Here is a 15057-nt window from a genome sequence, read left to right as displayed (position 1 = left end):
CACCGATCACCCGCCGCAGCAGGCATTTACCGATGTTCACGGTTCAGTCACCAACCGGGCACGGCCGACAACGATTCGGGGCCGGGCAGCGCCTGGTCACCCGCTCGCTTGTAGACACTCCACAACTTTGCGGTCCGGACTTCGTCACTCCCGTCATCACGTCGATCACCCCCGGACGTGTTCAGTAGCAAGAGTGATCGCGCTTCTAGCCCCCGGACAGGGGTCGCAGACCCCAGGGATGCTCAACCCGTGGCTTGAGCTGGATGGTGCCGCCGAACGCGTCGGCGCCTGGTCCGAGCTGACCGGCCTCGACCTGCACCGCCTCGGCACCACCGCCGACGCGGACGAGATCAAGGACACCGCGGTCACCCAGCCGCTGGTGGTGGCGCTGTCGCTGATCGCCGCCGTCGAACTGCGCCGCCGGGTGACGATCCCGGACGGCACCCCGGTCGCCGGGCACTCCGTCGGTGAGCTGGCCGCCGCCGCCATCGCGGGCGCCCTGACCTTCGACGACGCCGTTTCGCTGGCCGCCGTGCGCGGCCGCGAGATGGCTGCCGCCTGCGCGCTGGAGCCGACCGGCATGGCCGCCGTGCTCGGCGGCGAGGCGGACGACGTGGTCGCCCACCTCGAACAGCTCGGCCTGGACCCGGCCAACCGCAACGGCGCCGGCCAGATCGTGGCCGCCGGGCGGGTGCCCGCGCTCGAACAGCTCGCCGCCGAACCGCCGGTCGGTGCCCGGGTGCGCCCGCTGCCGGTGGCCGGTGCCTTCCACACCCGCTTCATGGCTCCCGCTCGGGAGACCCTGGCCCAGCACGCGGAGAAGGTGACCGCGACCGACGCCGCCCTGCCGCTGCTGTCCAACGCCGACGGCGCGGTCGTCACGGACGCCGCCGAGATCGTGCAGCGGCTCGTCTCCCAAGTCATCAGCCCGGTGCGCTGGGACACCTGCATGGCGGCGCTGGCCGAACACGGTGTCGAGGCGGTCGTGGAATTCCCGCCCGCCGGCGCTCTCAGCGGCCTGGTGCGCCGCGAGCTCAAGGGCGTCAAGACCGTCGCCCTGAAGACCCCTGCCGACCTGGACAAGGTCGCCGACCTGCTCGGGAGCGACGCGTGACGCGACCCCGCATTGCCCAGAACCCCATCCCGGCCGGCACCAAGCTGCTCGGCTTCGGCAGCACGCAGGGCAACCGGATCGTCACCAACGACGACCTGGCCAAGATCGTCGACACCAACGACGAGTGGATCCGGCAGCGCGTCGGCATCATCCACCGGCGGCTCGGCGACGACGACCAGACGGTGGTCGGCATGGCCGTCGAGGCCGGCGCGAAGGCGGTCGCCGACGCGGGCCTGACACCGTCCGATGTGGACCAGGTGATCGTCGCCACCTGCACCATGCAGGGCGGGATCCCGAACGCCGCGGCCCAGGTCGCCGACCAGATCGGCATCAAGGCCAAGAGCGCCTACGACCTCAATGCCGCCTGCGCCGGGTTCGTCTACGCGCTGTCCACCGCCTCGGACGCGGTGCGCGCCGGTTCGGCCCGCAACGTGCTGGTGATCGGCTCCGAGCGGTTCCAGGAATGGCTGGACTGGGAGGACCGCGGGAACTGCATCATCTTCGCCGACGGCGCCGGTGCCACGGTGGTCGGTCCGGCCGAGGAGCCGGAGCTCGGCCCGGGCGTGCTAGGCAGCGCCGGCGACCTGGCGGACACCATCTACCTGCGCGACGGCAAGTACATCTACCAGGAGGGCCAGGCGGTCTTCCGGTGGGCGACCACGCAGATCGCCCCGGTGGCCGTTCGCGCGGTCGAGGCGGCCGGCCTCCAGATGTCCGATGTGGACGTGCTGGTGCCGCACCAGGCGAACCTGCGGATCGTCGAGGCCATCGCCAAGAAGCTGCAGTCCCAGGGTGCCCGTGACGACCTCGTGCTCGCGCGTGACATCGTCTACTCCGGCAACACGTCGTCGGCGTCCATCCCGCTGGCCATCGACCACATGCGGGCCGCGGGGGAGATCCCCAGCGGTGCCGTGATGCTGCTCGTGGGCTTCGGCGCCGGGTTGTGCTACTCGGCCCAGGTCGCAATCTGCCCCTGAGCCACCCGAAAGCTGCCGCGGGTCACCGAGCCGCGGTGCGGAACGCAAGAACCAGGAAGGAACTACCCGTGTCGAACGAGGAAATCAGCACCGGTCTCGCCGCCATCGTCGAAGAGGTCGCCGGTGTCGACGCCGCCGACGTGACCATCGACAAGTCCTTCGTCGACGACCTGGACATCGACTCGCTGTCCATGGTGGAGATCGCCGTGCAGGCTGAGGACAAGTTCGGGGTCAAGATCCCGGACGACGAGCTGGCCAACCTCAAGACCGTCGGTGATGCGGTTGACTACATCACCAAGAACGCATGACAGCGGATGTCGTGATCACCGGGCTGGGCGCGACGACACCGCTGGGCGGTGACGTCGCGTCCACCTGGGACGGAATCGTCAACGGAGCCTCCGGCGTTCGCCGGCTGGAAGCCGAGTGGGTGGACCGGCTCGAACTCCCGGCCAAGATCGGCGCCCCGGTGGCGGTGGACCCGAGCGAGGTGCTGCCCCGCGTTCAGCTGCGGCGGATGGACCGCTGCGAGGCGATGGCCGTGATCGCCGCCCGCGAGGCCTGGGCCGACGCCGGTTTCGAGCTGCCCACCGACGACAACGAGCCGGTCGACCCAGACCGGCTGGGCGTGTCGCTGGGCACCGGCATCGGCGGACCGATCACGCTGCTGCAGCAGAACGACCTGCTGCAGCAGAGCGGGCTGCGCAAGGTTTCGCCGCTGACCGTGCCGATGCTGATGCCCAACGGCCCGGCCGCGATGGTCAGCCTGGACGTGCGGGCCCGCGCCGGAGTGCACTCCCCCGCGTCGGCCTGCGCCTCGGGCGCCGAGGGCCTGGCCAAGGGCTTCGACATGATCCAGCAGGGGCATGCGGACGTGGTGGTGGCCGGTGGCGCGGAGGCCTGCATCCACCCGATCACCATCGCCGGTTTCGCCCAGGCCCGGACCCTGAGCACCCGCAACGACGACCCGGAGCGCGCCTCGCGCCCGTTCGACGTCGACCGCGACGGGTTCGTGATGGGCGAGGGCGCCGGCGTGGTCATCCTGGAGAGCGCGGAGCACGCCAAGGCGCGCGGCGCTCGGATCTACGGCCGGCTGGCAGGCGTGGGCATCACCTCCGACGCTTACCACATCACCGGTAGTCCGCCGGACGGCCGGGGCCAGGTCGCCGCGATGCGCAAGGCGATGCAGACCGCGGGCCTGCAGCCTTCGGACATCGGGCACGTCAACGCGCACGCGACGTCCACTGCGGTCGGCGACGTGGGCGAGGCGAACTCGGTGCGCAAGGCGATCGGCGACCGCGCGGTGGTCACCGCGCCGAAGGGATCGCTGGGCCACCTGGTCGGCGGGGCCGGTGCGGTGGAGAGCATCATCACGATCCTCTCGCTGCGGCACGGCATCATCCCGGCCACCCGGAACCTGGAAACGATCGACCCGAAGGTCGAGCTCGACGTGGTGGCCGACAAGCCGCGGCACGTCGAGCAGACCGCAGCGATCAACAACGCCTTCGGCTTCGGTGGGCACAACGTCGCGCTCGCCTTCGCCAGGGCATGACCGTTCCCGTAAAGGACGGGCTGAGCCGTTGCTCAGCCCGTCCTTTCGCGCTCTGCGGTACGACGAAACCGCAGGCAGTCGGTCGCCCGTCGGCGAAGCCGAATCTCGTCGCCCGGCGGCCGTACCAACACCGACTTCCCGGAGGATCCGATGACCGCAGTGGCCAGCCGGCCGGAGAGCGTGCAGCAGCAGCGGGATCCGCGTGATCCCGAGGTGCGGCTGGATCAGCTGCTCGATCCGGAGTCGATCGAGCCCCTGCACCCGCGCGACAACAGCGGGATGTTCGCGGTGCGCGGCCGTGTCGATGGCACGAAGGTGGTCGTCTACTGCAGCGATGCCACCAAGATGGGTGGCGCGCTGGGTGCCGAGGGCTGCGGGCACATCGTGGACGCCATCGACGTGGCGGTGCGGGAGCGCTGCCCGGTGATCGGCGTGTGGCATTCCGGCGGCGCCCGCATCCCCGAGGGGGTGGAGTCGCTGGATGGCATGGGCCGGATGTTCGCGGCGATGATCCGCGCGTCCGGTCGGGTGCCGCAGATCTCGGTGGTGGTGGGCCCGGCCGCCGGTGGCGCCGCGTACGGCCCGGCGCTGACGGATGTGGTCATCATGTCCCCGGCCGGGCGCGTGTTCGTCACCGGACCGGATGTGGTCCGCAGCGTGACCGGCGAGCAGATCGACCAGGAGGGTCTGGGCGGTATCTCCGCGCACGGCGCGAAGTCCGGCGTGGTGCACGTGGTCGCCGACGACGAGACCGACGCGTACGTGCGGGCCCGGCGGCTGACGGGGTTGTTCGCCAGGCCGGGCGTGTTCGACCTGCATTCCGTGCAGGGCGCCGACGATCTGCGTGCGCTGCTGCCGGACCGCCCGCAGCGTGCCTATGACGTCAAGCCGGTGATCCGCGGCATCCTCGACGCCCGCGCCGACGGCGGTGCGGACTTCGAGGAGTTGCAGGCCAAGTGGGCTGCGAACATCGTGGTCGGCCTCGGTCGGCTCGGCGGCCGCAGCATCGGTGTGATCGCGAACAATCCGCTGCGCAAGGGTGGTTGCCTGGACTCGCTGTCGGCGGAGAAGGCCGCCCGGTTCGTGCGGATGTGCGACTCGTTCGGCGTGCCGCTGCTGGTGCTCGTCGACGTGCCCGGTTATCTGCCCGGGGTCGGCCAGGAATGGGGCGGAGTGGTGCGGCGTGGCGCGAAGCTGTTGCACGCTTTCGGTGAAGCCGTGGTGCCGCGGGTGACGCTGGTGACCCGCAAGTCTTACGGTGGCGCGTACATCGCGATGAACGCCCGCTCGCTGGGCGCGACCACCGTGTTCGCCTGGCCGGAGGCCGAGGTCGCGGTGATGGGGGCCAAGGCCGCGGTCGGCATCCTGCACCGCAAGACGCTGGCCGCCGCGCCCGAGGGGGAGCGCGAGGCGCTGCAGGCCAAGCTCACCGAGGAGCACGAGCGGGTCGCCGGCGGGGTGGTCCGGGCGATGTCGATCGGTGTGGTCGACGAGGTGATCGACCCGAAGACCACCCGCCGCCGGGTCGCCGAAGCACTGGCCGCTGCCCCCGCAGGCCGCGGTTGGCACGGCAACATCCCGCTGTGACCGGCTGCGGCTCGTGAGTGACAAATCCGGTTCTTACCGGAACGAACACTCACGACCCCTGACCGGTAAGAAGGCCGCCCCGCACCGAGAGGCGGCACTACTGAAGGACCGGGTTGTTGGTCTGGTCCGGCATGGGCGTTGCTTACGCTCCGGCGAATGCGACAGCCGAAACCAAGTTCGTCGCGTCGCTAGCCGCGCGCGGGGTGCGCTCAATTGCCAACGAACAGCGGGCCCGGTTGGGGCGCACGTTCGGGTGTGTGCGCCTGGTGTGGCACAAGACCCTCGAGGAACGCCACCGTACCTACCATGACGAAGGCCGCCGGATCTCGTACAAGGAAACCGACGCGGCCTTGACGCGGTGGAAGAAGACCGAGGAGCTGGCGTTCCTCGGTGAGGTGTCGAGCGCGCCGTTGCAGCAGACGCTCGGCACCAGCACACCCCGTCTTGAGAACTTCTTCGCCGGGCGTGCGCGGTATCCCCGGTTCAAGTCCCGCAACGGGCGCCAGTCGGCGCATTACACTCGCTCGGCGTTCCGGATGCGCGAGGGACAACTGTTCCTCGCCAAACAGGCCACGCCACTGCGGTTCGTGTGGTCCTGGGACGCCGGCACGTTCGCCGCGCTGGATCCCACGATGGTCGTGGTCTCCCGTGACGCGGACGGTCGTTGGTACGTGACAGTCAATGGTTGCAGTAGTCGAGCAGGGCGCTGTTGGGCAGTTTGCTGGTGTCCAGCCGGAAGCTCCTGCCCGCATCGTCCAACACCAGCGGGTACACCACGTTCCAGGCCACGCACGTCGCCTGGAGCTGCGGTGGCGCGTCTTCCAGGGCCTGCTCGCTCATGAAGGTCAGCATCACCAGCAGCGAGCCGTCCGCTCCCTGGTCGATCCGGTGCACCGTCCAGCCGAAGTCGCGAGTCGTCCCGTAGTTGTCGAACCACTTGTCCTTGGGCAGCTCCTGCCACTTCTCCGGGACCACTGTGGACTTCCACCGGTCGTAGTTCCGCTCGTTGATGGAGCTGAAGTGGCTGTCCAGCAGGGACCGCACGCCCGGCAGATCGGGGCTCGCCGCGGCATCCGGGGTGTAGACGATGCCGATCGGGGACTTGACCCACCCGGCCAACTGCGAGGCCTGGGAGTTCTGCTGAGTGAGCGCGCGCGGGTAGACGTTTTCGGCCAGCAGCACCCCACCGCCCGCCGCACCGAGCAGCACGACGACCGCCAGCGGAAGACCCCATTTGAACCAGGAACGCACGGTCTCAGCCTTTCACACCGAGATCGCTCGCGAGCGGTGGTTCCGGCAAGAACCGGAAATCATCCTCGCGAACCGCGCGTCAGCCCACCCGGTGCAGCCAGGTCACCGGAGCGCCGTCGCCGGCGCGGCGGAACGGTTCGAGGGCGTCGTCCCAGGCGGCACCGAGCAGCTGGTCCACGCGGTGGCCGAAGGCCTCGGGGCCCTTGGCGTTGGCCGCGAGGGTCCGCAGCTGGTCCTCGCTGACCATGATGTCGCCGTTGGCGCTGGTGCAGGCCCGCCACAGGCCCAGCCCGGGCGCATGGCAGAACCGCTGCCCGTCGACCCCGGGACTGGGGTCTTCGGTGACTTCGAAGCGCAGCATCGGCCACGCGCGCAGCGCGGTGACCAAGCGCGCTGCGGTACCCGGCTCGCCCGTCCAGTTGCACTCCGCGCGGAGTTGCCCTGGGGCTGCCGGTTGTGCCGTCCAGCGGAGTTCTGTCCGAATGCCGAGTGCGCCAGAGATCGCCCACTCGACGTGCGGGCAGACCGCAGACGGCGACGAGTGGACGTAGACCACACCAGATGTGCGGCCACGGTCGCTGCCACGGGTGCTCACTGCTGACCTCCGCTGTTCGACGAGGGACGTCTTCCCCTACGACCTCGCGTACTTGGCGATCAACAGGTGCGGCGCCATTCTGCATTGCGGATGGAGCGGTCCGCCACCAGAACGTCGTCATCCGTCTCGCGTCCGCGAGCGACCTGCACCGCTCGGCCCGGCCCGGCACCGACTGCGCCGAATAGCGGTAATCGCAGATCCGAGGCGTTGCCACGGGCTTTCCGGGTCGCTCGAAAGCACCAGTGCACGACAGGCCGGAGAGTGGTGGACACCACTCGATCGGACGAAAGTCGGAACTCGCGACAATACTTGGTCCCCCCGACTAACGTCTCAGCTTGAACAGCGGGTGATCGTCGGCGCGCGATGTCCGCCGGATCTTGGAGGTCGTCATGCGACTGGTGCGGCTCGGTGCGGAACCGTCCCAGGTCGGCGCCGACATCCGGGCGGCCATCTCCGCATGGGGCACCGGTTGCTCGGTGCTCGGCGGGGTCGCCGCCTTCGGCTGCCGCCCGCCCGGTAGCCCGCGCCCGCTAGACGCGGTGATCGTGCTGCCCCGCGGGGTGGTCGTGGTGCTCGGGCTCGATCTCCCCGAGCCCGCGCTGAAGGTCGACGCGCCGCTGCAAACCCCGTGGAGGGTCGACGGCTGGCCGCTGGTGCGCACCGAGGGCGCGGTCAACCCCGGGCTGGAGGGGCTCGAATCGGCGGCCGCGCTGGCGCGCAGCCTGCAGTCGCGCGGGCTGGAACCGTTGCCGGTGGCCGCGATCGTGGTGGTCGGCCCGTACGCCGGTCAGGTCACGCAGCCCACCACCGACCTGCACCGCGGGGTGCGGGTGGTTTCGCCGAACACGACCAGCATCCTCGCCGCCGCCCGCGAGCTGGCCACCTACGAACACCCCTGCCCCGTTGAACCCGCCCAGCGGCTGTTGCGGGTGCTCGACGAGAACTGCGAGCTCGGCCTCGCCGAGCTGGCCGGCGAGGGCTTCCCGGAATCCGGGGCCGTGGATCTGGCCACAGCGGACACCATGCTGATCCCGAAGTACACCGGCCAGCCAGCGGCAGCGGCGGCACGGCGATTCGCCCCGCGCGACAGGCTGATCGCGGTAGCGGCGGCGGCGCTGGTGCCGCTCTGCGTCGTCATCGGGATGTGGTTGACGCTCGGCAAACCCACCGCTAGCCCGCCGCCGCGGACCCCGCCTATCCAGCGGGCCGACGGCGTCGAGTTCGCGCAGATGGTGACCGCTCGCGACGCCTCGTGCGCCCAGCACTCGTTCGGCGATGTGCAGCGCTGGTTCGAGCAGCGGTCGTGCCGGAGCCTGACCCGCGCGGTGTTCGACACCCAGGTTTCGGGTCGGCCGGCCGCCGTATCGGTGGTCATTGTCGAACTGCCCGACCAAGGGGCGGCCAGCGAGCTGCGGGAACTCGCCGATGCCGCGGGCACCGGTGGCGTCACGGATCTGATCGCCGAGGGCTCCGGCTGGCCGGACGGCCCCGACGGGTTCGACAACGCGGCGCAGGCCGTGCAGCAGAACGGGAACCAGGTGCGGATCGTGCAAACCGTGTGGCGGCACCGATCCTCCAGCCCGGACGACGTGGGACTCCGCGCGCTGGCCGAACGCGGCCTCCGCCTGACGCCCCAGCCCTGACGCACCGCTCTCCCCGCTCCGGGTCCGCCGCAATTTCAATGGAAATCGGACCTTCGATTTCAATGGAAATCGGACCTTCGATTTCAATGGAAATTGCGGCGGGTTGCGCGGTCACGACTGCCCGGGTTCGCGAACTTCGTTCGGTTTTGGCTGTTCGGGGATCCGGGACGAGCCGCCCCGGGCCGGCGCGCGGTCCGCGGAGAGGATCTTCGGGGCCTTGGTCAGGTAGGGATTTCCCAGCCGGGCGAGGAACAACGCCGGTGCGAACAGCGGGACGACGGCCGACAGCGCTGCCGCCGTCACGCCCGCGCGCAACACGTCGCGCGGCAGCAACGTGGTCCGGCGGTCGACGAAGCGGTCGCTGGTCAGCGCCGCCAGCCACAGCACGAGCACGAACCCCGCCATGGTCGCCACCGCCAGCAGTATCGCCGGTTGGTAGCCGAGCCGTTCCGCGCCGAGCATCACCGAGATCCAGCCGAGCAGCGCCGGCAGCTGGCCGCGCTCGGTGGTGGCCGCCCAAAGCAGTCCGCCCAGCAGCGCGAAACCGCCGCCGCCGCTCTGCCAGGTCTCGGTGAGGCGCTCGGCCCACTCGCCTCCAGTGAGCCCGAAACGGGCGGCGAGCCGACCCAGCACGTCCAGCGCGGTCGGCCCGTCCTCCGGCACCAGGAACTGGCCGGCGATCCAGGCCAGCGTCCACAGCGACACCCCGAACGCGAGGACCTGCTGCCACCTCGGCCGGTCCAACGCGGCCTGGTAGAGCCGCGCCAGTTCCCGTTGTTGCGCCTGCACGTCCACCCCTGTCCTCGGGACCGGAAAGCCGCTGCCGATCGTCCGGGCCCGGCGACGATCAGGTCCGGCATTGATCAAATCGAGGGCGTGTCCGCGCTGCGGAGCGTGACCGGCTTCAGAAGACCCCGGGCCCTTCCGCGCAAGCACCGTCGTCGGTGCAGGCCGGTGGAATCGGGCGGATCACCGAGCCGTCCACGAGCCACTGCCCCTTCCCCTTGGTGGACACCAGGAAGCGGCCGAGCGGGTCCGTGGACAGCCGTGCCTGGCCCGCGGCCAGCGGCGGGGTCCGGAACGGCACCCCAGCGCCGATCTTGCGCCCGCTGTCCGCCGCGAACGTGGCCACCCGAGCCTGCTCGCCGCCGCAGTCCACCGGTTGCAGCGCCGCGACGTCGCGTCCGGACCAGGCAATCGCCACCGGGCCGCAGGTGGCGTCCGGCACCGCATCGACGTGCCCGGCCAGCGAGGTCGCGTCCGGCGCGAGCAGCAGCACCAGGGCCTGGCTGCCCTGATGCCCGGCCAGCACCGCGAGGCGGCCGTCATCGGCCAACGCCAGGTCGTCCACCCGCAGTTCCGGCGGGATCGCGATCCGCTGCTGCTGGCCGCCGTCGTGCACGACCACCACGGCCTTCCCGTCGAGGTAGGCGACGCGCCCACCGCCCGCGGTCAGCAACCGCCCGTCGCCGATGTCGCCGGGCAGCACCCGCTGCCCGCCGCGCAGCAGCACCTCGACGATCCGGCGACCGTCCGATGTGGACACCGTGGTGTAGACCCGGTCGCGGTCGGTGGCCAGGACACCTGCGTCGGCCCCGTCGACGCGGGCGACCTCCTGGTTCTCCCGGCCGGACCGCAAGTCGAAGGAGGCGATCACACCGGGAGCGGGCGCGGCGAGGTAGCTGTCCGGCTGGACGCTGACCGGCTCGGGTTCCTGCTGGCGGGGAATGCCCAGCGAGACCACGACGAACGCGGCCGCCGCAACGGCCACCGCGCCGACCAGGGCGAGCAGCGGGCGGCGCGGCGACCTCCGCCCGCGCGTGGCCGCCAGCAGCCGGGGCAACGCGTCCGGCTTGGGTTCCACGTCCTCGACCAGCCGGTGCAGCTGCGCTCGCAGCAGGTCCACGTCCCGTGTGCTGTTCCCGTCGTTCACACCCTCTCCCCCAGCAGATCCGACAGTCGCGAAACCCCACGCGAGCAGTACGACTTCACCGCACCCTGGCTGCAGCCCATGATCTCGGCGGTGCGGGCCTCGCTGAGATCCGCGTAGTAGCGCAGCACCACGGCCTCCCGCTGCCGGCGCGGCAGCTTCGCCAGCGCTGCGGCCAGCACCGCACGGTCCACCCCGCGTTCCGTGTCGTCCGGCTGGCTGTCCTCGATGGCGAGCTTCGGCTGGTACTTCTTGGCGATCAACCGGCGCCGCAGCATGGACCGGGCCCGGTTGAGCACCGCCTGGCGCAGGAAGGCGAGCGCCTTGTCCGGATCGCGCAGCCGCGAGCGGGAGTCGAAGACCCGCACGTAGGCGTCCTGCACGATGTCCTCCGCGGAGGCACGGTCGTCCACCAGCAGGATCGCGATGCGCAGCAGTTGCCGGTAGTGCTCCTGGTACAGGTCGGTCAGCTTGCTAGTCAGTTCATCCATTGCCGCCAGCCCGTCGCCCGGCCAGGCGGTCACGGGCAATGCGATCGACACCGTCACATATCTGCACGACGCCCAAGACCCCCTCCTTGGTTGTGGCCGGGTTTCACTCGTTATCAATTTGGCTGCGCCCAACGGCGGCGAAGTTTACCGGCGCACCGATCGATGATGATCTCCTGGCGGCTTCTGCGCACCCCGACCCAGATGGATCAGGTTTGGTCAGCCCCATGCACTTCCGCCCCGCGCGACTGGTGTATGGGGCCGCCTCCGGTGGGAAATCTTGCCGCCGGCCGTCCGCGGCGGTAGGTCTGTGGTGCTGACGCGGCGGGAGACTGCATTGGAAGTAGCTTCGAACCTCGCCTTCGAAGCGCCGAAGGGGCTCGGCCCAACCTATCGGGGGCTCTTGGCGAAGCCAGTCCCCAGCGCCGCGCATCGGACACGCACAACGCGGGGATTCCGGAGCCCAAGGTTCCGCCACCCGCACCGCCACGCAAACGAGTTCGGCAACAGCTTTCAGGAGGATGCGATGAAGTTCGGGATTTCCACGTTCATCACCGACGAGGGGATCGGCGCGGCGGATCTGGGCCGGGCCGTCGAGGAACGCGGGTTCGACTCGCTGTTCATCGCAGAGCACACGCACATCCCGGCCAGCCGGGAGTCGCCCTACCCGGCCGGCGGCGAGCTGCCCCGGATCTACTACCGCACGCTGGACCCGTTCGTCGCGCTAGCGGCGGTCGCCGCGGTCACGGAGCGGCTGTTGGTGGCCACCGGGATCGCGCTGGTCGTCGAGCGCGATCCGATCATCACTGCCAAGGAGGTCGCCAGCCTGGACCTGATCTCCGGCGGCCGGATGATCTTCGGCGTCGGGGCTGGCTGGAACCGCGAGGAGATGCGCAACCACGGCACTGACCCGGCGGCCCGCGGCGCGCTGATGGACGAGCGGATCCGGGCGATGCGGGAGATCTGGACCAAGGACGCGGCCGAGTTCCACGGCGAGCACGTCGACTTCGACCCGATCTACTCCTGGCCGAAGCCGGTGCAGCGGCCGCACCCGCCGATCTACGTCGGCGGGGAGAGCGAGCGGTCGTTCGCACGGGTCGCCGAGTACGGCGGCGGCTGGCTTCCGCGCGGCGGCACCGAAAACCTCGGAGAACTGGTGGCGAAGGTGCGCGACCGGGCGGGCTGGCGGGTGCCGGTCGCGGTCTACGCGGCGCCGCGCGATCCGGCGGTCCTGGAGTCCTACGCGGCGGCCGGGGTGGACCGCACGCTGTTCTACCTGCCGACCCGCCCGCGCGATGAATCCTCGCGCAGGCTGGACGAACTGGCCGAACTCGCCGAAAGCCTCGGCTGAACGGGCGGTCGCGAACCTCGCCGGACGCCGGTGACCGGAAGTCAGCCGTGTCTTACATCCTGGTTACTTCCAGGCAACGGGCTGGACATGCGGGGACATGCAAGTCGATCCTCGTGTCTGCTTTGCCAGTCGTATCCACACAGCACAACGGAGAAATGGGGTCTTGGGACGGTGGCTGAGATAACGGCACCGAGCACAGGGGCGGCTCGGAAGCGCAAGATGAGTCCCAAGGAAAGCGCCATCTGGGTGCTGGTGGCGGTCGTCGGCGCAATTTCGTGGGGCGTCATCGCACTGGTCCGCGGCGAGGAGATCTCCGCGGCCTGGCTGGTGTTCGCGGCGCTCGCCTCGTACGCCATCGCCTACCGCTTCTACGCGCGGTTCATCACCTACAAGGTCCTGAAGGTCGACGACACGCGCGCGACGCCGGCGGAGCGGCTGAACAACGGCACCGACTTCCAGCCGACCGACCGCCGGGTCCTCTTCGGCCACCACTTCGCGGCGATCGCCGGGGCCGGCCCGCTGGTGGGCCCGGTGCTGGCCGCGCAGATGGGTTATCTGCCGGGCACCATCTGGATCATCATCGGCGTCATCTTCGCCGGCGCGGTGCAGGACATGGTGGTGCTGTTCCTCTCCACCCGCCGCAACGGCCGCAGCCTCGGACAGATGGCCCGCGAGGAGATCGGCCCGGTGGGCGGCATCGCGGCGCTGATCGCGGTACTAGCGATCATGATCATCCTGCTGGCGGTACTGGCGCTGGTCGTGGTCGGCGCGCTGAAGGGCTCCCCGTGGGGCACCTTCTCCATCGGCATGACGATCCCGATCGCCCTGTTCATGGGCTTCTACCTGCGCTACCTGCGTCCAGGCAAGATCGTCGAGACCTCGGTGATAGGCGTGGCGCTGCTGCTGCTGAGCATCGTCGCCGGCAGCTGGGTCGCGGACTCGTCGCTGGCCGGGTTGTTCACGCTCTCCGGCAACGAGCTGACCTTCGCGCTGGTCGCCTACGGCTTCATCGCCTCGGTGCTGCCGGTGTGGATGCTGCTGGCGCCACGCGACTACCTGAGCACTTTCATGAAGGTCGGCGTCATCGTGCTGCTCGCGGTTTCGATCCTGATCGCGATGCCGATGATGAAGACCGAGGCGATCACCGACTTCGCGCTCAACGGTCAGGGCCCGGTGTTCCCCGGCTCGCTGTTCCCGTTCGTGTTCATCACCATCGCCTGCGGTGCGCTGTCCGGCTTCCACGCGCTGGTGTCTTCGGGCACCACGCCGAAGATGCTGGAGAAGGAATCGCAGGTCCGGGTCGTCGGCTACGGCGCGATGCTGACCGAGTCGTTCGTGGCGATCATGGCGCTGGCCGCGGCGTGCATCATCGATCCCGGCCTGTACTTCGCGATGAACATGCCGTCCGCGGTGCTCGGCGACACGCTGCAGTCGGCGTCGCAGGCGGTCGCCGGGATCGGCTTCCAGATCACACCGGACCAGCTGGCGGCGGCCGCCGCAGCCGTGGACGAGCACACGCTGGTCGGCCGCAGCGGCGGCGCACCGACCCTGGCCGTCGGGCTTTCCGAGGTGTTCTCGCAGGTCATCGGCGGGGACGAGATGAAGGCGTTCTGGTACCACTTCGCGGTGATGTTCGAGGCGCTGTTCATCCTGACCACTGTGGACGCCGGTACCCGGGTGGGCCGGTTCATGCTGCAGGACACCGTGGGCAACGTCTGGAAGCGCTTCGGCGACGTCAGCTGGAAGCCGGGCAACTGGATCGCCAGCGCGGTGATCGTCGGCGCCTGGGGCTACTTCCTGTGGGCCGGGGTCAACGACCCGCTGGGCGGCATCAACCAGCTGTTCCCGCTGTTCGGCATCGCCAACCAGTTGCTGGCGGCGGTGGCGCTGGCGGTGGCCACGACGATCCTGATCAAGTCCGGCCGCGCGAAGTACGCGTGGGTGACGCTGGTGCCGCTGGCCTGGGATGCGGCGGTGACGCTGGTCGCGAGCTGGCAGAAGATCTTCTCCGTCGACCCGAAGATCGGCTTCTTCGCGCAGCGCACGGCCTACCAGGCGGCGCTGGACGCCGGGCAGACCAGCAAGGGCTCGGCGCACACCGTCGAGGAGATGCAGAAGGTCGTAGTCAACTCCACCGTGGACGGTGTGCTCAGCATCCTGTTCGCGCTGCTGATCGTGATCGTGCTGGTGGACGCGGTCCGGATCTGGATCAAGGTGCTGCGCACGAGCGCGCCGCTGCCGAGCACCGAGGCGCCGCACGTGGAGTCGAAGATCTGGGCCCCATCCGGGCTGATCCCGACGGTTGAGGAGAAGCAGACTCAGAAGGAGCTGGCGGCGGCCGGGAAGGCCGAGGCCAGCACATGACCGGCACGCCGATCCTGGCCAGGCTGCGCGGGTCCGCCCGCACGGCCTGGCAGATCGTGCGCGGCGTGGTGGGTGAGAACGCCTACGAGCGCTACCTCGACCACCACCGCCGAAACCACTCGGACGAAGAACCGCTGACGGAGCGGGCGTTCTGGCGCCGCCATGTGGACCGCCAAGACGCCACCCCAGGCTCCCGCTGCTGCTGAAC

14 protein-coding genes and 1 pseudogene are annotated in these 15057 nt (G+C 70.0%); 10 read left to right on the top strand and 5 right to left on the bottom strand.

Annotated features, from left to right (window positions below; translation table 11 throughout):
• Positions 1 to 193: 193 nt before the first annotated feature.
• From FDZ84_RS19795 to FDZ84_RS40030, 6 genes and pseudogenes are all read left to right on the top strand, one after another.
• Positions 194 to 1114: an ACP S-malonyltransferase gene (locus FDZ84_RS19795; protein WP_168587125.1), complete on the top strand. Its 921-nt coding sequence runs from the start codon at positions 194 to 196 to the stop codon at positions 1112 to 1114.
• Positions 1111 to 2091, top strand: a complete 981-nt coding sequence (locus tag FDZ84_RS19790; RefSeq protein WP_168587124.1) for a beta-ketoacyl-ACP synthase III — start codon at positions 1111 to 1113, stop codon at positions 2089 to 2091. The genes FDZ84_RS19795 and FDZ84_RS19790 overlap by 4 nt, the downstream gene beginning before the upstream one ends.
• A 68-nt stretch (positions 2092 to 2159) precedes the next feature.
• Entirely contained in the window at positions 2160 to 2399 is a 240-nt protein-coding gene (locus FDZ84_RS19785; RefSeq protein ID WP_168587123.1) for an acyl carrier protein, read from the top strand.
• Complete coding sequence (locus tag FDZ84_RS19780) at positions 2396 to 3640, top strand: beta-ketoacyl synthase (RefSeq protein ID WP_168587122.1); 1245 nt, start codon at positions 2396 to 2398, stop codon at positions 3638 to 3640. Before FDZ84_RS19785 ends, FDZ84_RS19780 begins: the two co-directional genes overlap by 4 nt.
• Positions 3641 to 3790: 150 nt before the next feature.
• Positions 3791 to 5227 carry an acyl-CoA carboxylase subunit beta gene (locus tag FDZ84_RS19775; RefSeq protein ID WP_168587121.1) on the top strand — a complete coding sequence of 479 codons (1437 nt, stop codon included), beginning with the start codon at positions 3791 to 3793 and terminating at the stop codon, positions 5225 to 5227.
• Positions 5228 to 5358: 131 nt separating this feature from the next.
• Positions 5359 to 5532, top strand: a pseudogene (locus tag FDZ84_RS40030) (helix-turn-helix domain-containing protein); the annotation flags it as partial.
• Between the two features lie 373 nt (positions 5533 to 5905).
• Here FDZ84_RS40030 and FDZ84_RS19765 read toward each other — a convergent pair.
• Positions 5906 to 6478, bottom strand: coding sequence for a hypothetical protein (locus tag FDZ84_RS19765; protein ID WP_168587120.1), 573 nt, complete (start codon positions 6476 to 6478; stop codon positions 5906 to 5908).
• 79 nt (positions 6479 to 6557) lie between these two features.
• Positions 6558 to 7034 (bottom strand): DUF3145 domain-containing protein, encoded by a 477-nt coding sequence (locus tag FDZ84_RS19760; RefSeq protein ID WP_168590193.1) that lies wholly within the window; start codon positions 7032 to 7034, stop codon positions 6558 to 6560.
• Between the two features lie 428 nt (positions 7035 to 7462).
• Between FDZ84_RS19760 and FDZ84_RS19755 the strand changes: the two genes are divergently transcribed.
• The gene (locus FDZ84_RS19755) at positions 7463 to 8716 is read left to right on the top strand and encodes a hypothetical protein (RefSeq protein ID WP_168587119.1); all 1254 of its coding nucleotides are present in this window, start codon (positions 7463 to 7465) and stop codon (positions 8714 to 8716) included.
• Positions 8717 to 8827: 111 nt separating this feature from the next.
• Here FDZ84_RS19755 and FDZ84_RS19750 read toward each other — a convergent pair whose 3' ends face one another.
• From FDZ84_RS19750 to FDZ84_RS19740, 3 genes are all read right to left on the bottom strand, one after another.
• The gene (locus FDZ84_RS19750; protein ID WP_168587118.1) at positions 8828 to 9511 is read right to left on the bottom strand and encodes a hypothetical protein; all 684 of its coding nucleotides are present in this window, start codon (positions 9509 to 9511) and stop codon (positions 8828 to 8830) included.
• Between the two features lie 109 nt (positions 9512 to 9620).
• Entirely contained in the window at positions 9621 to 10649 is a 1029-nt protein-coding gene (locus FDZ84_RS19745) for a hypothetical protein (protein ID WP_168587117.1), read from the bottom strand.
• Positions 10646 to 11194: a SigE family RNA polymerase sigma factor gene (locus FDZ84_RS19740; protein ID WP_210435002.1), complete on the bottom strand. Its 549-nt coding sequence runs from the start codon at positions 11192 to 11194 to the stop codon at positions 10646 to 10648. Before FDZ84_RS19740 ends, FDZ84_RS19745 begins: the two co-directional genes overlap by 4 nt.
• Positions 11195 to 11660: 466 nt before the next feature.
• Here FDZ84_RS19740 and FDZ84_RS19735 point away from each other — a divergent pair, with 466 nt between their 5' ends.
• The 3 genes from FDZ84_RS19735 to FDZ84_RS19725 all read left to right on the top strand — a co-directional run bounded on the left by FDZ84_RS19735 (position 11661) and on the right by FDZ84_RS19725 (position 15055).
• Positions 11661 to 12485 (top strand): LLM class F420-dependent oxidoreductase, encoded by an 825-nt coding sequence (locus tag FDZ84_RS19735; RefSeq protein WP_168587116.1) that lies wholly within the window; start codon positions 11661 to 11663, stop codon positions 12483 to 12485.
• A gap of 219 nt (positions 12486 to 12704) precedes the next feature.
• Positions 12705 to 14849 (top strand): carbon starvation CstA family protein, encoded by a 2145-nt coding sequence (locus FDZ84_RS19730; protein ID WP_168587115.1) that lies wholly within the window; start codon positions 12705 to 12707, stop codon positions 14847 to 14849.
• Positions 14846 to 15055: a YbdD/YjiX family protein gene (locus FDZ84_RS19725; protein ID WP_168587114.1), complete on the top strand. Its 210-nt coding sequence runs from the start codon at positions 14846 to 14848 to the stop codon at positions 15053 to 15055. Before FDZ84_RS19730 ends, FDZ84_RS19725 begins: the two co-directional genes overlap by 4 nt.
• The last annotated feature ends 2 nt before the right edge of the window (positions 15056 to 15057 follow it).

This window comes from Saccharopolyspora sp. ASAGF58 (genome assembly GCF_012277335.1).
GTDB lineage: Bacteria > Actinomycetota > Actinomycetes > Mycobacteriales > Pseudonocardiaceae > Saccharopolyspora > Saccharopolyspora hattusasensis.
This window is presented reverse-complemented; position numbering and strand designations above follow the sequence as displayed.